This window comes from Streptomyces sp. NPDC050549, assembly GCF_040655035.1.
Taxonomy (GTDB): Bacteria; Actinomycetota; Actinomycetes; order Streptomycetales; family Streptomycetaceae; genus Streptomyces.
In genome coordinates, this window is the sequence record NZ_JBFAJD010000014.1 from 73,077 (window position 1) to 90,761 (window position 17,685).

Annotated in this window: 19 protein-coding genes and 1 pseudogene; 10 read left to right on the top strand and 10 right to left on the bottom strand. The window is 71.4% G+C overall.

All coding sequences use genetic code 11. From position 1 onward, the window contains the following. Positions 1-42 precede the first annotated feature (42 nt). Positions 43-1,536: an SDR family NAD(P)-dependent oxidoreductase gene (locus tag AB0I51_RS21670; protein ID WP_362977454.1), complete on the top strand. Its 1,494-nt coding sequence runs from the start codon at positions 43-45 to the stop codon at positions 1,534-1,536. Positions 1,537-1,606: 70 nt separating this feature from the next. Continuing rightward, entirely contained in the window at positions 1,607-1,840 is a 234-nt protein-coding gene (locus tag AB0I51_RS21675; protein WP_362977456.1) for a hypothetical protein, read from the top strand. Between the two features lie 18 nt (positions 1,841-1,858). Here AB0I51_RS21675 and AB0I51_RS21680 read toward each other — a convergent pair whose 3' ends face one another. From AB0I51_RS21680 to AB0I51_RS21690, 3 genes are all read right to left on the bottom strand, one after another. Further along, positions 1,859-2,665, bottom strand: a complete 807-nt coding sequence (locus AB0I51_RS21680; protein WP_362977695.1) for an SDR family oxidoreductase — start codon at positions 2,663-2,665, stop codon at positions 1,859-1,861. Positions 2,666-2,693: 28 nt separating this feature from the next. After that, on the bottom strand, positions 2,694-3,269 hold the full coding sequence (locus tag AB0I51_RS21685; RefSeq protein ID WP_362977458.1) for an HD domain-containing protein: 576 nt from the start codon (positions 3,267-3,269) through the stop codon (positions 2,694-2,696). 255 nt (positions 3,270-3,524) lie between these two features. Next, positions 3,525-4,091, bottom strand: a complete 567-nt coding sequence (locus tag AB0I51_RS21690) for a methyltransferase domain-containing protein (protein WP_362977460.1) — start codon at positions 4,089-4,091, stop codon at positions 3,525-3,527. A 131-nt stretch (positions 4,092-4,222) separates the two neighbouring features. Here AB0I51_RS21690 and AB0I51_RS21695 point away from each other — a divergent pair, with 131 nt between their 5' ends. The 6 genes and pseudogenes from AB0I51_RS21695 (at position 4,223) to AB0I51_RS21720 (ending at position 9,519) form a co-directional block, all read left to right on the top strand. Then, a complete protein-coding gene (locus tag AB0I51_RS21695) occupies positions 4,223-5,485 on the top strand; it encodes a histidine kinase (protein ID WP_362977462.1) in 1,263 nt (420 codons plus the stop codon). Continuing rightward, positions 5,482-6,195, top strand: coding sequence for a response regulator transcription factor (locus AB0I51_RS21700; protein ID WP_362977464.1), 714 nt, complete (start codon positions 5,482-5,484; stop codon positions 6,193-6,195). Before AB0I51_RS21695 ends, AB0I51_RS21700 begins: the two co-directional genes overlap by 4 nt. 92 nt (positions 6,196-6,287) lie before the next feature. Continuing rightward, a complete protein-coding gene (locus AB0I51_RS21705) occupies positions 6,288-7,367 on the top strand; it encodes an alpha/beta fold hydrolase (protein ID WP_362977466.1) in 1,080 nt (359 codons plus the stop codon). Between the two features lie 185 nt (positions 7,368-7,552). Next, positions 7,553-7,621, top strand: a pseudogene (locus tag AB0I51_RS21710) (hypothetical protein); the annotation flags it as partial. A 229-nt stretch (positions 7,622-7,850) separates the two neighbouring features. Further along, positions 7,851-8,069 carry an oleate hydratase gene (locus tag AB0I51_RS21715; RefSeq protein WP_362977697.1) on the top strand — a complete coding sequence of 73 codons (219 nt, stop codon included), beginning with the start codon at positions 7,851-7,853 and terminating at the stop codon, positions 8,067-8,069. 382 nt (positions 8,070-8,451) lie between these two features. After that, a complete protein-coding gene (locus AB0I51_RS21720) occupies positions 8,452-9,519 on the top strand; it encodes a ricin-type beta-trefoil lectin domain protein (RefSeq protein WP_362977468.1) in 1,068 nt (355 codons plus the stop codon). A gap of 314 nt (positions 9,520-9,833) precedes the next feature. On the opposite strand, the gene AB0I51_RS21725 is transcribed toward AB0I51_RS21720, so the two are convergent. Then, on the bottom strand, positions 9,834-10,946 hold the full coding sequence (locus AB0I51_RS21725) for a histidine kinase (RefSeq protein ID WP_362977470.1): 1,113 nt from the start codon (positions 10,944-10,946) through the stop codon (positions 9,834-9,836). Next, positions 10,943-11,611: a response regulator transcription factor gene (locus AB0I51_RS21730; RefSeq protein WP_362977472.1), complete on the bottom strand. Its 669-nt coding sequence runs from the start codon at positions 11,609-11,611 to the stop codon at positions 10,943-10,945. Before AB0I51_RS21730 ends, AB0I51_RS21725 begins: the two co-directional genes overlap by 4 nt. Positions 11,612-11,790: 179 nt before the next feature. Between AB0I51_RS21730 and AB0I51_RS21735 the strand changes: the two genes are divergently transcribed. Further along, complete coding sequence (locus tag AB0I51_RS21735; RefSeq protein ID WP_362977474.1) at positions 11,791-13,035, top strand: DUF418 domain-containing protein; 1,245 nt, start codon at positions 11,791-11,793, stop codon at positions 13,033-13,035. A gap of 293 nt (positions 13,036-13,328) precedes the next feature. Here the strand turns inward: AB0I51_RS21735 and AB0I51_RS21740 are convergent, their stop codons facing one another. Continuing rightward, positions 13,329-13,499 carry a hydrophobic protein gene (locus AB0I51_RS21740; protein WP_362977476.1) on the bottom strand — a complete coding sequence of 57 codons (171 nt, stop codon included), beginning with the start codon at positions 13,497-13,499 and terminating at the stop codon, positions 13,329-13,331. 209 nt (positions 13,500-13,708) lie between these two features. Continuing rightward, the gene (locus AB0I51_RS21745; RefSeq protein WP_362977478.1) at positions 13,709-14,407 is read right to left on the bottom strand and encodes a GAF and ANTAR domain-containing protein; all 699 of its coding nucleotides are present in this window, start codon (positions 14,405-14,407) and stop codon (positions 13,709-13,711) included. Between the two features lie 350 nt (positions 14,408-14,757). Between AB0I51_RS21745 and AB0I51_RS21750 the strand changes: the two genes are divergently transcribed. Continuing rightward, on the top strand, positions 14,758-15,102 hold the full coding sequence (locus tag AB0I51_RS21750; protein ID WP_362977480.1) for a DUF6479 family protein: 345 nt from the start codon (positions 14,758-14,760) through the stop codon (positions 15,100-15,102). Between the two features lie 69 nt (positions 15,103-15,171). On the opposite strand, the gene AB0I51_RS21755 is transcribed toward AB0I51_RS21750, so the two are convergent. The 3 genes from AB0I51_RS21755 to AB0I51_RS21765 form a co-directional block, all read right to left on the bottom strand. Further along, on the bottom strand, positions 15,172-16,158 hold the full coding sequence (locus tag AB0I51_RS21755; RefSeq protein ID WP_362977482.1) for a YihY/virulence factor BrkB family protein: 987 nt from the start codon (positions 16,156-16,158) through the stop codon (positions 15,172-15,174). A 168-nt stretch (positions 16,159-16,326) separates the two neighbouring features. Continuing rightward, the gene (locus AB0I51_RS21760; protein WP_362977484.1) at positions 16,327-16,509 is read right to left on the bottom strand and encodes a hypothetical protein; all 183 of its coding nucleotides are present in this window, start codon (positions 16,507-16,509) and stop codon (positions 16,327-16,329) included. 52 nt (positions 16,510-16,561) lie between these two features. Continuing rightward, positions 16,562-17,464 carry an RNA polymerase sigma factor SigF gene (locus AB0I51_RS21765; RefSeq protein ID WP_362977485.1) on the bottom strand — a complete coding sequence of 301 codons (903 nt, stop codon included), beginning with the start codon at positions 17,462-17,464 and terminating at the stop codon, positions 16,562-16,564. Between the last annotated feature and the right edge of the window lie 221 nt (positions 17,465-17,685).

Below are 17,685 nucleotides of genomic sequence, written 5' to 3' on the forward strand. Positions count from 1 at the left end.
CTCTGAGCGCCGCCGCGGACGACCCAAGGAAACGGCAGCGCGATGACGGTGACAGAGAACGGCTCCACGACCCCGGACGAGGTCGTGTACGGGCCCGGCATCGACCCCGAGCGGCTGGCCGTCTGCCTCAGCGTGCTCGACGAGCTGGAGAAGATCGACGTCGACCACCCCGACGCGATCACCGTGCGCCGGGCCACCGCCGGCATCTACCGCAGCGTCAAGCAACGCCGCCGCCAGGAGCGCCGGGCCGCGAAGACCGCGCACGACAAGGCCGTCACCGAGTCCACCGCGACCGGCTCCGCCCAGCGCATCGACGACGAGACCGAGGGACTGCTTCCGTCGTCGGTGACGGAGGAGGGCCGGATCGCCGGGATACTGCAGCGCCCGCGCTCCTGCTACACCTGCAAGACCCGGTACGTGGAAGTCGACTACTTCTACCACCAGCTCTGTCCCGACTGCGCCCGTATGAACCGCGAGAAGCGCGACGTCCACGCCGACCTCACCGGCAAGCGCGCGCTGCTCACCGGAGGCCGCGCCAAGATCGGCATGTACATCGCGCTGAGGCTGCTGCGCGACGGCGCCCACACCACGATCACCACGCGCTTCCCCAAGGACGCCATCCGCCGCTTCAAGGCCATGGACGACTCCGCGGACTGGCTGCACCGCCTGGAGGTCGTCGGCATCGACCTGCGCGACCCGGCCCAGGCCGTCGCCCTCGCCGACCAGGTCGCCGAGGCGGGCCCGCTCGACATCCTCATCAACAACGCGACCCAGACCGTACGCCGCCTGCCCTCCGCCTACGCCGCGCTCGTCGACGGCGAGAGCGCAGCGCTGCCCGCCGGCGAGCTGCCCGCCCACCACGTCATCGGCGCGTTCGGCTCCGGCGCGGTCGACGGACTGGCCGCACTGCCCGTCGGGATCTCCGGCCTCGACGCCCAGCAGGTCGCCGATCTCGCCCTGGTCGCGGGCAACGCCAGCGTCGCCCGGCATCTCGACGGCACCGCCATCGACGCCGGCGGCCTGGTCCCCGACGTGGTCGACACCAACACCTGGGTGCAGACCATCGAGCAGATCTCCCCGGTGGAGCTGCTTGAGACCCAGCTCTGCAACTACACCGCGCCGTTCATCCTCATCAGCAAGCTGCGCCCGGCCATGGCCGCCGCCGCGAAGGGCGCGACCAGCGGACGCGCGTACATCGTCAACGTCTCCGCGATGGAGGGCGTCTTCGGCCGCGGCTACAAGGGCGCCGGGCACCCGAACACCAACGCCGCCAAGGCCGCCATGAACATGGTGACCCGCACCAGCGGCCAGGAGATGTTCCAGACCGACGGCATCCTCATGACCTCGGTCGACACCGGCTGGATCACCGACGAACGCCCCCACTACGACAAGCTCCGCCTCGCCGAGGAGGGCTTCCACGCCCCGCTCGACCTGGTCGACGGCGCCGCCCGGGTTTACGATCCGATTGTGCGCGGCGAGCAGGGTGAGGACCTGTACGGCGTCTTCCTGAAGGACTACGCGCCCGGCAAGTGGTAACCCGCCACCCCGGCGCGAGCCCGGGGTCCGCCGGGTCCCGGCCCTGGTGAGCACCGCGCGAGGAGTTCCCATGGCCAGTACACACGGCATCGATCCGAGGGCCTTCAAGGACCCCCGCAACCACTACCCGACCGACGAGGAGTTCTACGCGAGCGACCGCCCGGCACACCCCGTACTGCCGGAGGACCGCCCGCGCGGAGGCGGGCCCACGGCCGCGGTGAAGCATCGCGGGACCTGGGCCACGGTCGCACTCGTCGCCGGGATCGTCCTGCTGATCCTCGTGGGGATCGCGCTGTTCCCGTGATCCCCACGAGGGGAGCCGCTACGGCCGGGGCGGCACCGCCGACCTCAGCCGCTCGTGGACGGCGTACCCGCCCGACGCGTACGCCGCCCGCACCCGTGTCCCGCCGTCCACCAGCAGATCCGCCCCGGTGATCCACTCGGCCTGGTCGGAGGCCAGCCACAGCACGGCCCGTGCGATGTCGGCCGGTTCCCCGATCCGGCCGAGCGGCAGCCCCGCGGCGACCTCCGCCTCACCCGGCTCCCAGACGAAGCGCGCCATCTCGGTGCGTACGAGTCCGGGGGAGACGGAGTTGACCCGCACCCCGGGCGCGAGTTCCCCCGCGAGCTGCTGCGTGAGGTGCAGCAGCGCCGCCTTGCTGGTCGAGTAGGCCCCCACGTTCGGTCCGACATGCCCGGCACCCTCGGTGCACACGTTCACCACCGAGCCGCCGTGCTCCCGCATCCACGCCCGCCACGCGCACTGCGTCAAGCGCAGCGGTGCCTCGACGTTCACGGTGAACGCCGTCCGCCAGGCATCCGGATCGGCTTCCATCAGCGGGCCGTACGGCTGGTTCGTCGCCGCGTTGTTGACGACCACGTCGATCCGCCCGAAGGCGCGCAGCGCGAACTCGGCCAACTCCTGCGGGTGTTCGCGGTCGCCGACGTCGCCAGCCAGTCCGACCCCGCCCAACTCCTCCGCGACGCGCGCCACTTCACCGGCGTCCCGCGCGCTCACGCAGACCAGCGCCCCGGCCCCGGCGAACGCCTCGGCGACCGCGCGCCCGATCCCGCGCGTGCCCCCGGTGACCAGGACGGCCCGGCCCCGCAGACCGTACGACGACGACATCATCGCCGTACCGTCTCATGACGGACCGTCAGTCGACAGCCCCCAGACGGAAGTTGGGCAGTCGAGAGTTCCGGGCGGCCACTATGCCCAGGACCGTGCGCCAGTCCTCCAGGACCCCGGCGTCGAGGCCGACGACCTTGGCCGCGTCATCGGCCTGGCGGAGGGTGATCGCGTCGTCGGCGAGTGAATCGCGCTCGAAGGCGGCGGCCTCGGCGCGGGACATCGGGCCGCCCTGGGCCCGCAGCGTCAGCATGCTCTGCGCGGACAGGTCGTGGTCGGGTGCGGCGGTGGCCGGACAGCGCTTCGCGGGCACGTGCAGCCGGACCAGCCGGGCGACGCGTGCGCCGAGCAGGGCGTGGACGGCGTCCGCCGCGTGGTCGGCGTGTCCGGCGTCGTCCGCGGGTTGCAGGAGATGCCCGATGTCGTGGACCAGTCCGGCGACCTGGAGTTCCTTGTCGGCGGGGCGACTTCGGCGCAGCAGCGCGGCCGTCTGCAGTGCGTGGTCGTGCAGATCTACCGGATCGCCGCTCCGGTCCGGGGTGTCCCAGGCGCCCCGGCAGGCGTACAGCAGGTCCATCAGCTCCTCGACGCTGCGCAACTCCATGCGTCAGTCCTCCCGCGAGACAGCCTGTGCGGAACGCCAGGAGATCATGGCGAGCTTTCGGACCGGCCAACGGGACCTGAACTGAGCGACGCCTTCGGCGACGCAGGTCATGTTCTCGCCGGACCGGGTGTCGGTGTCACCCCCGGCCCCGGGCGCTGCGCGGTGAGCAAGCTGCCCGAGGTGTTCCCGACGGGCTGGACCGCACCCTGACCGCCATCACGGAGACGGACCGGTGAGCGGCCGTGTCCGGGCCGGTCATGGCCTCTGGGTGGCCCGGTGCACGAACGCGGGTGGGAGGTTCGGCCACACCACGGTCGACCGTTCCGACTCACCGAAACGGCGGGCCAGTTCGGCGGTGAAGTGGCGGGCGGGTGGGGTCCAGGACGCGTGCAGATAGGCGAAGGTGGTGAACCGGCCTCCGGGCCTGAGGACTTCGGCCACGGCGTCCAGGATGCGCCCGCGTTGCTCCCGGGGCATGACCGTCCACGGCAGCCCGGAGACCACCGCATCGGCCGGTTCGCCCGCCACGGCCGCCAGTTCGGCTGCCGAGCCTCGCACCACGGTCAGGCGTGTGTCGCGCCTGGTGGCCGACAGCCGTGCTGCGAGCACCGGGTTGAGCTCGATCGCGACGAGTCGTGCGGTGGGCGCGAGCCGGGCGAGGATCGCATCGGTGAACACCCCGGTTCCCGGGCCGAGTTCGACCACGAGCCGGGCTCCCTCCAGGCCGATGCCCTCGGTCATCGCGTACGCCAGCCGTCGTGAACTGGCCGCCACGGCACCGGTCATGAGGGGCCGCCTGAGGAATTCGGTGGTGATCGACATGGCGGTCATGGTGGAAGCGCCCCGGGTCGCCGTACGTCGTGTCCCCGGCCGGTGCGTGTACGACCGTGGGAGGACCCCATGACGCCCGCCGGGACGATGTGGGGGAGCGGCCCGGGCCGTAGCGTGAAGTGGTGCTTCAGCTGATCGAGACCCTGTCCCGCCTGCGGCGGAGCCACCCGTGGCTGACGGACGCGCTGCTGGTCGTACTGGTGGCGGTGCCGCCGGTGATCCGACCGGAACCGGGCTGGCGGCCGGTCTGGGTGCAGGTGGTCGTGTACATCGCCCTGGTGCTGCCCCTGTTGTGGCGCCGCCGCCGGCCGGTGCTCGTCGCGGCCCTGGTGACGGCCGCGTTCTGGGCACAGTTCCTCGGACAGGTGTGGGGACAGGAGCCGGGGCGCGGCGCCGTCGCCCTGGCAGCGGTCCTGGCCACCCTCACCGTGCGTGGCCTGCGCCGCGCCGCCGCGGCGACGGTGGTCTGCACCGCCGGCTGCCTTGTGCTGTGGATCCCCGCGTGGCAGCGGGACTACGGCGGCCCGGGTGCCCGGGGAGCCTGGCTCACTCCGCTCGCGGTGGGGCTGCTGCTGGCCGGGGCCTGGGTGTTCGGCGAGTACGTCCGGGCCCGGCGCGCCTACGTCGCCGAGTTCGAACGGCGGGCCGAGCTCGCCGAGTCCGAACGCCTCGCCCTGGCCAGGGTCGCCGTCGCCGAGGAGCGGGCACGCATCGCCCGCGAGATCCACGACGTCCTCGCGCACAGCGTGAGCGTGATGGTGCTGAACGCCGAGGGCGGCAGGCTGATGCGGCAGCTCGACCCGGCCGTCGTCGATCGCACCCTCGACGTCATCAGCGCGACCGGCCGCGAGGCCCTGGGCGAACTGCGCCGACTGCTGGAAGTACTGCGCACCCCCGACGTGGACGCCCCGGCCGACAGCTCCGGATCCGGCCCCGATGAGGCCGGCGAACACCTCTCGGCCGATCTGCGGCGGCTGGTCGCACGCCTCAACTCGGGCGGCAGGCAGGCCCAGTTGGACCTTCGCGGAGAACGGGACGGCCTTCCGGCGGATCTCACCGCGCAGACGTACCGCATCGTCCAGGAAGCGCTCACCAACGTCGTCAAGCACGCCTCGCCGGACGCCACGGTCCACGTACGGGTCGACACCGGTAGCCAGGGGCCCGGGCGGCTGGTCCGCGTCAGGGTGGAGAACTCGGCCGGAGTGTCGGCCGGGCGTCCCGCCCCGCCGCTCCCGTCCGGTCGCGGACTCACCGGCATGCGCGAGCGCACCGCCCTGTACGGCGGACGCGTCGACGCCGGCCCCACGTCCGACGGCGGCTACCGCGTCGTAGCAACCCTGCGTCCTGTCGAGCCCGAGACCCGGCCCACTGCGGCGACGCCATGACCGACCTCGATCCGACCCCGAATCGCACCGCGTCGTCGTCATCCTCGTCATCGTCCCGGGTGCTGATCTGCGACGATCAGGAACTGATCCGGATGGGGCTGCGGATGGTCGTCGACAGCCAGCCGGATCTCACCGTGGTGGGCGAGGCCGCCGACGGCGACGCGGCGATCGCGGGCGTGGCCGCCCTGGAGCCGGACCTCGTCCTGATGGACGTACGCATGCCCGGTCTGGACGGGCTCGCCGCGACCGAAATCCTCTGCGCGCAGCCGGATGGGCCGCGCATCCTCCTCGTCACCACCTTCGACCTCGACGAGTACGCGTACGCGGCCCTGCGTGCCGGCGCGAACGGCTTCCTCGTCAAGGACGCCCCCGCAGAGGAGATCCTGGTGACCGTCCGCGCGGTGCTGAGGGGCGAGACCATGGTGGCGCCCTCGCTCACCCGGCGCCTGGTCGAACGCTTCGTCCTGCACGCCCCCGCGTCCGCGCCCGCCCAGCGCGGCCGCCTGGCGGCTCTCACCGAGCGGGAACGGGAAGTCCTCGCCCTGGTCGCCCGCGGACTTGCCAACGGCGAGATCGCGGACCGCCTCTTCGTCGGGGAGACGACCGTCAAGACCCACCTCGGCCGGATCCTGACCAAACTCGGCCTCCGGGACCGTATCCACGCGGTGATCTTCGCCTACGAGAGCGGGCTGGTACGGGTCGGGGACTGAGCGGTGACGCCCCGAAAATCGGAATACGGGCCCCACCCGCGATGCCTACACTGAGTGATATTACGATCACATTCCGTGTGGGAGTCGGGAGGGTGACGGCAGCCGCTCTGCTGGGCATGGCCGCCCTCCCGACGACCGCGGTCGCTGTCACACAGACCCCGACCACACCCACCGACCCGTCTCCGCACCACCGGCACCTCGCCTGGAAGACCTGTGCCCGAGGTCCCGACGACGACACCGGCAAGGCTCTCGACAGGGCCGGCGCCCAATGTGCCGACCTGACGGTTCCGTTGGACTACGCGGCCCCCGGCGGCCGGACGATCGGCATCGCGGTGGCCCGCCTGCGGGCAGCCGACCCCGCGCACCGCATCGGCACGCTCCTCTACAACATGGGCGGACCGGCGGATCCCGCGATCGAGTCCCTGACGGCGGTCGGCGCGGCGATGGGGGAGACGGCCCGCCACTACGACATCGTCGGCGTGGACCCGCGCTTCACCGGTCGCAACGTGCCACTGGACTGCGGCTGGCGGACCGAGACCTACTTCCGCTCGGCGGGATCGGACCGGGCGGGTTTCGAGCGTATGCGGGCCTTCGAGCGCGGTCTCGCCGAGCAGTGCCGCGACCGCGCCGCAGCCCTTCTGCCCTACGTCTCCACGCGCGACGCGGCCCGCGACATGGAGGCCGTCCGCGCCGCCCTCGGCGAGCGCCGGATCTCCTTCTACGGTGTTTCGTACGGCACTTATCTGGCCGAGGTCTACACAGCGATGTTCCCCGGCCGCACCGACCGTGTCGTCCTCGACGGCGTGCACGATCCGAGCCGTCTCGCCCCCTGGGCGGAGTACGGCACGGAGCAGGTCAACGAGGACGCCCTGCGCCACTGGGCGGGCTGGGCGGCGGCCCACGACCGTACCTACCGGCTGGGTTCCACCGCCGACGCCGTGCTCGCCACCCTCGACGGCATCCAATCCGCGGCCGTCAGGCGGCCGTTGGCCGTCGGCCCGTACCGGGTGGACCGGCACGTGGCGCCGCTGTTCCACTACGCGGTCCTGGGTGACGACACCGAGGAAGGGGACGCGCTTGTCGCGGTGTCTTCCGCACACTCGAGCAGGCCGCCGACACAGGGCACGCCGAACCGGACGCGTTCCTCACCGCCTTCCTGGCGGCGACGCTGACCGGCGACGGCTCCGCGTACGGCAGCACCCAGACCGCGTACCTGTGCGCCGACACACCAGGACCGCGCGACACCGAGGTCCACTGGCGTGCGATCGAACGGACCCGGGCCCAACACCCGCTGTTCGGCCCGCTCCTCAACAACGTCACCCCGTGCTCCTTCTGGCCGCGGCCCGAGGAGCAGCCGATCACCACCGTCCACAACAACATCCCCGCCCTCATGGTCAACGCCACCGGCGACCCCCGGGTGCCGTACTCGGAGGCCCGTCAGATGCACACCAGGTGGCCCGCGTCCCGGCTCGTCACCGTCACCGAGGCGTTCGCCGGCCCCGGACGCGGCAGGGCCGCAGGAGGAGACCGCGCCCGGTGCCGGAGACCTGGTGCTGGTCACCAACGGCTCGATGACCGCCGACTCGTCACTCGGCACTCGGCTCGACCGGCACCGCGCCCGTGCTCGACACGTCCGGTGAGCGGGAGCCTGGATTCTGTGGGAGACGCTCGCGGCGAATCAGCCGGGCCGACTCGGAGACCCGGCGGTCTCCAAGTCCTCGATCACGGACTGGACTTGGGTGTCCTTCGCAGTGACGACGAAGGAGCCGACCTTCTTCGAACCGATGGAGCAGAGGAGCGGCGGCGAGGCCGGCCGGCGCGGGGTGATCGCGTTCAAGGACTCCAACTGGCTGCGGACCACGCGCCGCCGCTGAGTCGACGGCTCGTACGGTTGCCGGATCCGTGCTGCCGCGCGCCGACTTCGCGTCCTGCCGGATGCCTGACCGGCCGGTCAACTCCCTCTGACCGTCCCGCAGATGCGATGAGCTGCCAGGTGGCGACCTTCCGCCGACCCGGTCACGCAGACGCTGAGTTCCTGCGCGCCAAGCCCCCGGGAAGGACATCGCGTGTCGCCCTTTGCGCAGGCGGTCGTGAGCACGACAGAATCGCCATCGAGCGCGAGGACGGCGATCGCCGGCGCCCGCTCAAGGCCATCGCGGACCAGCGCAGGCGACCACGGACGACCACGACGTCTTCGACACCTCGACGTCGTATCGGCCGCGCAGGAATCCCCGACCCGAGTACCGGAAGGACGACATGACGGCCTCCTCCGAGGAACCGACGGCGGAGGCCGCCACGGCTGCCTCGACCGACCGCCCCGACACCGCGCCGCTGCCCCTGCCGCGCCGGTCGAGGGGACCGTCGGCGATCGCCGAGGCCGCTGCCGCGCTGGGACCCGCCTCCGATCCCGGGTCCGTGGCCCCGCCGCCCATGTCCGCGGCGGCGGCCGAGTTCGCGGCATTCACCGAGCGCGCGCCGGACGCCGAGTCATCAGGGAGGCGCACCCGCGCTTTCGCCCGGGACGCGAACGACGGTCGAGTCGACGTCACGCCCGCCCCGAGCCGGTCCGCGCTTGGCCCGGGACGGCGCCGCAGGATGCTGCTGGCCGTCGCCGCCACCGCCGCCGTCCTGCTGACCGGCTCCCTGTTCCTCATGGACGGCGACGACGGCGGGGGACGTTCGGCGGCCGGCACCGGATCGGACAGCGTCCGGGGCAGTGGACAGAACGAGGGCGTGACCGACTCGTCCGACTCCGCCTCGCCGTCGGGTGAATCCTCCGCGCTCGAAGCCGACTCCACCCGGCAGCCGGCCCCGAAGGCCGGATCACCGGCAGCGGGGAAGAACTCCGGTGGTGCCACGGCCACCACGAAGGGTGACGCCAAGAACGGCGGCGCACCGTCCGGGAGTTCCTCGCCGACCGCCGGTTCCGCCGCCGCTGCCAATGGCGTACTGGTCCGGGGGCACGGCTCCGGCCGCTGTGTCGACGTGACCGGAGGTGAGCCGGTGGACAACACCCGCCTGCAGATCTGGGACTGCACGGGCGCCGCCCGGCAGCAGTGGCGGTTCGGGCCGGACGGAACGGTCCGCGCCCTGGGCAAGTGCATGGACGTCGACGGCGGTTCGCGGACGGACGGCGCGTGGATCAAGCTCGTCACCTGCAACGGCACCGGGGCCCAGCGGTTCCGGCTCACCGCGGCGCACGACCTGGTCAACATCCAGGCCGACAAGTGCGTCGACGTCACCGACGCGGGGACCGCCAACGGCGCGGAGCTGCAACTCTGGAGCTGTACCGGCGGGGACAACCAGAAATGGAGCACTGGCTGACCGACACGCCGGGCCGGTGGACCGTGAGCGAGGTCGGCAGCCAGTCCACCGGGTGCTGCCCGGACCTCGACTCCGGGGCGCAGGCCGCCCGTTCCCTGGACACCGCAGAGCTCCGGAGGCTCTCCGGTTTCACCTGCGAGGCCGTGTTCCGGCGGTGCCACGACTGCCAGGACCCGACGGGTACATCCCGCCCCGGAACACCGGTACGAAGCCGGAACCGGTACACGGCCCGGAGGAGGTCACCCGGCGCCCGAATCACCGGCGGCACATCGCCGAGCGGGTCGCGGCCTCCGAAGCCCGGCCGATCAGCCGCCTCAGGACGCGTCCTGTGCCGGGAACTCCAGCCGCAGTTCGTAGCCGCCGTCGGCCGTGGGGCCCGCGCTGACGCTGCCGCCGAGCAGTTCGGCGCGCTGGCGCAGGCCGACCAGACCGTGGTGGGAACCGGGGAGGGGGAGCGCGGGGCGTTGCGGGGCGGAGTTGACGACCACGACGTGCACGGTCCCGTCCTGCTGTCCGATACGGATCGCGGCCCTTGAACCGGGCGCGTGCTTGCGTATGTTGGTCAGCGCTTCCTGGACGGTGCGGTAGACGGCGCGTTGCACCGCGGGCGGGAGGTCCTGCGGCAGTTCGGCCCGTAGTTCGGCCTCGATGCCGCTGCCGTCGACCAGTTGGGGCAGGTCGGCGAGCAACGGCTGGGGAGTCAGTTCGGTGGGGCGACTGCCCGCGGCGCGCAGTACGCCGACCATGTGGCGCAGTTCGTCCAGCGTCTGCACGGCGAGTCGCCGGATGTCGGCCGCGGCCTCCTTCGTCTTCGGGTCCCGGTTGCCCACCTGGAGCGCCCCTGCCCGTACGGCGATCAGGCTGACCTGGTGGGAGACGACGTCGTGCATCTCCCGGGCCAGTTGGGCGCGTTCCTTGGCCAGCACGTTCTGGGCGAGCAACCGGCGTTCGTGCTCGCGTGCTTCGGTGATCTCGGTGAGGCGCAGTCCCAGTTCGCGCCGGGCCTGGACGAGCTGTCCGAGGAAGACGGGGGCCGTCGCCGTCGCCAGGCTGTAGGTGATCGTGATGAGCGTCGCGGCGTCCGTCGGGTCGGCGAACTCCGGTACCGGCCACGACCATGCCGTGGTGTCGCCGACCGTGAACACCGCCGCGCAGCCGGCCAGCAGGACGCGACGGCGGGAGAGCGAGGCCAGGGTGTACAACGCGGCGAGGGTGGCGAACACCGAGTCCGTGACGAACGTGGCCGGCAGTGCCAGCAGGTACGTCAGCAGCGGCAGCCGGTGACGCAGCACGAGTGAGAAGGCGCCCAGCAGGGCGCAGGCCATGGCCGCGCGGTCGCCGGGGTCCACGTGGACCCAGACGTCCAGCAGGGCGGCGGCGAGCAGAGCGGCGTCGAGCCAGGGAGCCGTTGGGCGGCGGGGATTCATCGGCCCCCCGGCGCCGGGGGCGATTCCTTGAGCAGGCCGGCGCGGTCGGCGAGCAGCGCCGCCTGGACCCGGCTGCCCACCTCCAACTTGGCCAGGACTGCGCTCACATGGTCCTTGACCGTCGCGGAACTGAGGTGCATCCGCTCGGCGATCCCGGTGTTGGACAGCCCTTCGGCGACGAGGACGAGCACGGTCCGCTCGCGCTCGGTCAGCCGGCCGATGCCCAGGGCGGCCGGGCCGCGCGGGTCGGCGTCCAGATAGCCGCCGACGACGGTGCGGGTGACCTTGGCCGACAGTACGACCCCGCCGTCGGCCAAGGAACGTATCAGGTACGGCAGTTGCTCGGGATCGGTGTCCTTCAGCAGAAAGCCGGACGCGCCGGATCGCAGGGCCGCCGCCACGTACTGGTCCATGTCGAAGGTCGTGAGCATGGCGACCACCGGCGGCTCCGGCAGCCGGCGCAGCTCGGCCAGCACGGTGAGCCCGTCGACGTCCGGCATCCGGATGTCGAGCAGCACGACGTCCGGACGCGTCTCCCGCACGGTACGGACCGCCGCGCCGCCGGACACGGCCGCCACCACCTCGATGTCGTCCGCGGCATCGAGGATGTGCCGGAAGCCCGTACGGACCATGGCCTCGTCGTCGACCACCAGAACCCGGATCATGTGTGCACCGCTCCCCGCCCGATCACTGCCGGATCGCTACGACGCCGGGATCCGCCCGCTGGTTCCGCGAGTGCTTCCTCACGCCTCCCGCCGGCGGTGGTGCCCCGCCGGTCGGCGGGGGCAACTCCGGTCACCTGCCGGATGGTTGGGAGGCCCGCCCGCGCCCGATCCTGAAACGCATGACACAACCAGCGCCGCCGGTCCTGGCCCATCCGCTCCCGGAACCGCCCTCGCGCACACCGGACCCTCCGCCTCCGTCGCGCACACCGTCGACGGGACGGCTCGTGGGCATCGACCTGGCCCGCGGACTCGCGGTCCTCGGCATGTACGCCGCGCATGTCGGCCCCGAACCCGCCGTCGGCGGGCCACTGGGCTTCGTCCTGGAGCTGGCGCGCGGCCGTTCCTCCGCGCTGTTCGCGCTGCTCGCCGGTTTCTCGCTGGTGCTCGTCACCGGTCGCCCGGAACCCCGTACCGGACGCGCGGGGCGGCAGGCCGTGGGCAGGATCGTCATCCGCGCGCTCGTCCTGATGGCACTGGGCTACGCCCTGACCGCGCTGGACACCGACGTCGACGTGATCCTGTCCTGCTACGGCCTTCTCTTCCTCCTCGTCCTGCCGTTGCACCGGCTGCGCGCACGGACGCTGGCGGCCGTCGCCGCGGCGGGCGCGCTCGTCCTGCCCCAAGTGCTGTACGCGGTACGGCAGTCCATCGAGGGCGGCGGCTGGGCCGACGCCGTCGTCGCCGGCGATCCACTCGCCATGGTCACCGGCACGGACGGCTTCACGGAGCTGCTGTTCACCGGCGCGTACCCGGCGCTCACCTGGATGCCGTTCATGGTCGCGGGCATGGCACTGGCCCGCCTCGACCTCACTCGGCCCGGGCTCCGCGTCCGCCTGCTCCGGACCGGCGGTGCCCTGACCCTGCTCGGCTACGGCGGTTCATGGCTGGCCCTGCACCTCGTCCCGCACGCGCTCATCGCGGTCGGCGCGGCGACGGACGGCGGTCCGGCATCCTCGGCCTGGTGGTCCGACACCGTCGGTGACCTAGGTGACGACACCCCGCCGGCCTGGCTGCTGGTGGCTGCACCGCACAGCCAGACGACGTTCTCCATCCTCGGCAACACGGGCGTAGCGCTCACCGTGGTGGTTCTCTGCCTCTGGGCGACGCACCGGCTGCCCCGGCTCACCCGCCTGGCCGCGCCCGTGACCTCGGTCGGCATGACCGCGCTGACCGCCTATGTCCTGCACATCCTCGCCATCCGGGCCGTCGGCACGGAGGAGTCGACAGGCCCGGCACTTCTGTCACTCCTCATCTTCGTCGCCGTCTCGATGCTCCTGGCGACCGCCTGGACCCGACGGTTCCGCCGCGGCCCGTTGGAACACCTGCTCCACGGCACGACCCGCATCGCCGACCGCATCACGTGATCCCGCCGTGGCGACAACCGGGAGCCGCTATTCGGCGGAGTCGTCCGACGCTGCGGCCTGTGCTCTGCTGAGAGGAAGGCCGATCGGCGTTGTCCGACGCGGAATTCTTGTCTTCCTCGTCTTCGTGGGTTCGGGGACGTACGGCTTCCTCCGCTTCGTCCCGAGCCGCCTGGTCGCCGCCTTCCCCGGGGGCCTTGGACGGAGGGGTGGGCTTCGGGTGCTTCTGCTCACTCATAAGTGCTCCTGAATCTGTGAGGGTCTTGCGCGCCGAATCCGGCTCTACCGGCTCGGCTCTACCAGCGATACCAACGTCCTCGACTTCCACTCGCGCTCGTTCCGCGCACCAGGAATCCCAGGAGCCAGAGGACGAGTACGGCCAGAGCGATCCACCAGAGGATCTGTACCGCGAAACCGGCGCCGAAGAGGATCAGCACCAGGAGCAATACCAACAGGATGGGAACCATGACGTGCACCTCCTGACCGGCGAGTGCCCTGAAAAGATCCGATCAGACGCCGTGCCGGCAGCCGATCCCGGCAGGCCCCGGCGACAGGTAGGTCGCGGATACGTGGGCACTCGGCCATCAGCTGTCGCCTGTCCCCCGGGGGAATGTGATGGTCAGGCTCTTCCGGTCCGGACCATGTGCCGGGAGAGCCGCACCCGACGATCGCGGGGTCAGTCCTCGATGCCGCCGTTGTCGCACACCTGCTGGGCGATCGACCGGAGCTTGACGTTGCGCTTCTGGGAGAGATCCCGGAGTACGGCGAAGGCCCTGTCCTCGTCGAGGTGATAGCGACCCATGAGGATGCCCATGGCCTCCCCGATGACATGGCGGGTGGTGAGCGCGCTGTGCAGCTGCGTGGATGTGCGCGCGCCGGAGAGCGCGACAGCGGCGTGGGAGGCCAGCAGCAGCCCCGAGGTCTCACTGTCCTCGGTGAAGGCTCCAGGCCGGCGCGCGTACATGTTCAGCGTGCCGAACTCCTCGGCGTCGGCATACAACAGGAAGGTCATCATGCTTCCGATCCCCAACTCGCGTGCCGCGGGCGCGTATCGCGGCCACCGCCGCTGGAGTCCGGTGAGGTCCTCGATGCGGAACACACGCGCACCGTCGTCCTCACGGGCGACGGTGATGTCGAAGCAGGGGCCCTCGCCGAGTCGTTCCTGAAACCGGTCGGACTCCGCCGCGAGGCTGTCGGTGGAGGCCAGCGTCTCCACCTTGTCCCCGTCCCGGACCAGGATGCCCGCCGAGTCGCAGCCTTCGACGGTCTCCACCGTCGACGACACGATCCGCTGGAGGGTCGCGTCGTGCGACTTCTCCCGCAGCAGTTCGCGGGCCATCGAGGCCATCCGATGCGCAAAGTCCTGCCAGTCCATCGCCAACTGTTCTCCAGCCGAGGCGTCACCCGGGGGCGCGAGAGCGCGTCCTGCCAGTTACCTCGTAAGGCGCAAAATACACCGACCCGGGAGATAGGGCCGAAGCCCGGCACCGGCATCGTCAGTGCGCCGAGCGCGAGGCCCGCCGAACGGCTGGGCGAGCGCCCTGAACAGCAGTGTTACGACCGTGGCGATCGCTCGCCGATGCCGCGGAGCACGTCTGCGACGGCACGGAACAGGAAGACCTCCCGGGGGCATGTCTCCGGGGTGTCCACATCGAGTGTCCTCGGGAGTGCCGGGCACGCCAGCTGGACGAGATTCTCCTGGTCGCCCCGGGGTACCCGGCAGCGATGAACACATCGAGCATGGAAGTGGCCGCGTCGAGCGGAGCGGCCCTCGGAGTCTTTCCGGTGGTCGCCGGTCTGATCCTCGTCGTCGGGCTGATCTGGGCCGTACGGCTCGGAACGAGAGCCCGCCGGCGGGAGTCCGCGCCGCCGCGCCCGGAGGAGCAGCCCCGGCTGCCGGAGTCCGGGCCGACCGGCGAGATTCAGGAGATGCGCGAGCCCGACGAGGTGCCGCGCGCGAAGGGCGAGAGCGAGCGGCTCACCGCGCACCAGCTGTCCGGCGGCGGGACGTCGGGCAGCAGGCGCAGCGCGGACCAGAAGCGCCGGCGTTGGGGCTCGGGTTCCGTCTGATCACGGGTTCCGCCCACAGCGGCGAGGCGCGATGCGTGCGCTCGGCCACCACCCCCGTCACGCACGGCGTCACTCCGCCCGGCGGCGGTCCTCCTCGCTCCAGGCTCGGGTGTCCCGGGGCGGGAGATACGGCTCCTCACCCTTCGGGAGGCCGCCGGCGATGGCTCGCTGGCGGGCCAGTTCCGCGTCGAATTCGAGGCCGAGCAGGACCGCGATGTTGCTGATCCACAGCCAGATCAGGAAGACGACGACGCCGGCGAGCGTGCCGTAGGTCTTGTTGTACGAGGCGAAGTGGGCCACGTAGAACGCGAAGCCCGCCGAGGCGATCATCCAGACCAGCAGGGCCAGCACGCTGCCCGGGGTGACCCAGCGGAACCCGCGGCCCTTCACGTTCGGCGCGGCCCAGTAGAGGATCGCGATCATCGCCATGACCAGGATGATCAGCCCCGGCCACTTCGCGATCGACCACACCATCAGGGTGGCGTGCCCGATTCCCAGCGCGGAACCGGCCGCGCGGGCCAGGCCGCCGGTGAACACCACGGTGAGCGCGCTGATCACGGTCAGGACCAGCAGCACCACTGTGACGCCGACCCGGATCGGGAGCACCTTCCACACGGGGCGTCCCTCGGGCATGTCGTACACGACGTTGGCGCTGCGGATGAACGCGGCGATGTAGCCGGAGGCCGACCACACCGCGACCACGACGCCGACCACGGCCACGATCGAGCCGAGGCCGCCGGTGGCATGGAGCTGGCGCACGGCGTCGCCGATGATGTTCCGGGCCGAACTCGGCGCCAGTTTCTCGATGTTGTCCAGGACCTGCTGGGTCGCAGACGTGCCGGCGATGCCGAGCAGTGAGACCAGGACCAGCAGGGCCGGGAACAACGACAGCACGCCGTAGTAGGTCAATGCCGCGGCCCGGTCGGCGAGTTCGTCGGCCTGGAACTCCCTGACCGTGCCCTTGAGCACCGCCCACCAGGACCGCTTCGCCAGTTTCGTGGGCCGGTCCGGCGCCTCGCGCTCGACCTGCTCCCCAGGTCCCGTTGTTCGTGGCATACGAGTGGGGTTACCCGGCTCGGCCCGACCATGCGTCGGTGACGCCCTCGCCCTTTCGGTGATCTGCTCAAGCGCTCAGGATGCCCGGCAGAGCCGGCGCCGCCCGCAGCGTCGTGCCCACCGGCGTCCGCGCCCCCGAACAGGCCGTCGCGGCGGCCGTCCAGCCGTTCACCACCCGCTCACCGCGCGACGCGTACCCCACGCGGCGCATGCGCCGACCAGCGCGGTGGACGCCCCCACGACGAGTTCCGGTGTGTTCACAGCGCTGATGAAGACCAGCCACAGCAGGGCGAGGACCGCCCACCATGCCAGGATCTCGGCCACGCCGAGGAGCGTCGTGCGCCGGTTCACCTGGCACCTCCAGCGATCAGAGCAACTCGCCCTGTTTGATTGGTTGTTTGCGTTACGTCATCCAAGCATCGTCGCTCGTCCGCCCGGCGGCGGCGCGCGATGGCCTGGCAACCGAAGTGCCCTGAGAAGGCGAAAGGAAACCGGTCGCCGGGGGCGGGGTCCAGGCGGCGTCGTGCATCACCTCTTCGCGCAGTCGGTCGCAGCAGAGGGAGATCAGACGGGAGACGTGCATCTGTGAGATGCCGAGTCGTTCGGCGATGGCGGCCTGGGTCAGGCCGCGGAAGAAGCGCAGGTAGAGGATGGCCTGGTCACGTTCCGGAAGCGCATGGATACCGGGCTTGACGGCTTCGCGGTCCACGACGGTGTCGAGGGCGGGATCGGGTGCCCCGAGGGTGTCGCTGAGGGAGTATCCGCCCTCGCCGACGGGCAGTTCCGCGTCCAGGGAGAGGGAGGCGAAGCTCTCCAGGGCTCCCAGTCCGACCAGGACGTCCTCCTCGCTGAGGCCGGCCTCGGCGGCGATCTCGGCGGTGGTGGGGCGGCGACCGTGGACGGTCTGCGACAGATCCTGGATGGCGAACCGCACCTGGTTGCGCAGTTCCTGCACCCGGCGCGGCACGTGCACGGTCCACATGTAGTCGCGGAAGTGCCGCTTGATCTCGCCGGTGATGGTCGGTACGGCATAGCTCTCGAAGGCGTTGCCGCGTTCGGGGTCGTAGCGGTCGACGGCCTTGACCAGGCCGAGGGCCGCGACCTGACGAAGATCCTCGGAGCTTTCACCCCGGTTGCGGAACTGCCTGGCGAGCCGGTCTGCCATCGGCAGCCACGCGACCACGATCTGGTCGCGCACGGTGTCGTGCTGCGGGCCGGGGGCGAGCAGGACGAGCTGCCGGAAGGACTCGGCGGTGTCGGGGGCGTCGTCGTGCGGATGGTGCTTCGTACTCACTCGGGTCGGCATCGTGCCTCACCGCTTCCCCTGAACTGGGGCGGACGATCACCATGGGGAGCGCACCAGCCGTACGGACAGGCACGCCGGCGCGACGCTTGGCCGCTCCCATGGATGTGCCTGCTTGTCCGAAGCACTACCGGGCCAGCTACCCCTGTCCCGCCACGGCAAACACTTGGTCAGACCGGCGGCAGGCCGGCGTCCTGCCGATCATGAGGATCAAACCGATCGAG

Excerpts from the sequence above, each read along its gene's own strand:
- AB0I51_RS21670 (WP_362977454.1), top strand. The coding sequence starts at position 43 with ATGACGGTGACAGAGAACGGCTCCACGACCCCGGACGAGGTCGTGTAC.
- AB0I51_RS21675 (WP_362977456.1), top strand. The coding sequence starts at position 1,607 with ATGGCCAGTACACACGGCATCGATCCGAGGGCCTTCAAGGACCCCCGC.
- AB0I51_RS21680 (WP_362977695.1), bottom strand. The coding sequence starts at position 2,665 with ATGTCGTCGTCGTACGGTCTGCGGGGCCGGGCCGTCCTGGTCACCGGG.
- AB0I51_RS21685 (WP_362977458.1), bottom strand. The coding sequence starts at position 3,269 with ATGGAGTTGCGCAGCGTCGAGGAGCTGATGGACCTGCTGTACGCCTGC.
- AB0I51_RS21690 (WP_362977460.1), bottom strand. The coding sequence starts at position 4,091 with ATGTCGATCACCACCGAATTCCTCAGGCGGCCCCTCATGACCGGTGCC.
- AB0I51_RS21700 (WP_362977464.1), top strand. The coding sequence starts at position 5,482 with ATGACCGACCTCGATCCGACCCCGAATCGCACCGCGTCGTCGTCATCC.
- AB0I51_RS21720 (WP_362977468.1), top strand. The coding sequence starts at position 8,452 with ATGACGGCCTCCTCCGAGGAACCGACGGCGGAGGCCGCCACGGCTGCC.
- AB0I51_RS21725 (WP_362977470.1), bottom strand. The coding sequence starts at position 10,946 with ATGAATCCCCGCCGCCCAACGGCTCCCTGGCTCGACGCCGCTCTGCTC.
- AB0I51_RS21730 (WP_362977472.1), bottom strand. The coding sequence starts at position 11,611 with ATGATCCGGGTTCTGGTGGTCGACGACGAGGCCATGGTCCGTACGGGC.
- AB0I51_RS21735 (WP_362977474.1), top strand. The coding sequence starts at position 11,791 with ATGACACAACCAGCGCCGCCGGTCCTGGCCCATCCGCTCCCGGAACCG.
- AB0I51_RS21740 (WP_362977476.1), bottom strand. The coding sequence starts at position 13,499 with ATGGTTCCCATCCTGTTGGTATTGCTCCTGGTGCTGATCCTCTTCGGC.
- AB0I51_RS21745 (WP_362977478.1), bottom strand. The coding sequence starts at position 14,407 with ATGGACTGGCAGGACTTTGCGCATCGGATGGCCTCGATGGCCCGCGAA.
- AB0I51_RS21750 (WP_362977480.1), top strand. The coding sequence starts at position 14,758 with ATGAACACATCGAGCATGGAAGTGGCCGCGTCGAGCGGAGCGGCCCTC.
- AB0I51_RS21755 (WP_362977482.1), bottom strand. The coding sequence starts at position 16,158 with ATGCCACGAACAACGGGACCTGGGGAGCAGGTCGAGCGCGAGGCGCCG.
- AB0I51_RS21765 (WP_362977485.1), bottom strand. The coding sequence starts at position 17,464 with ATGCCGACCCGAGTGAGTACGAAGCACCATCCGCACGACGACGCCCCC.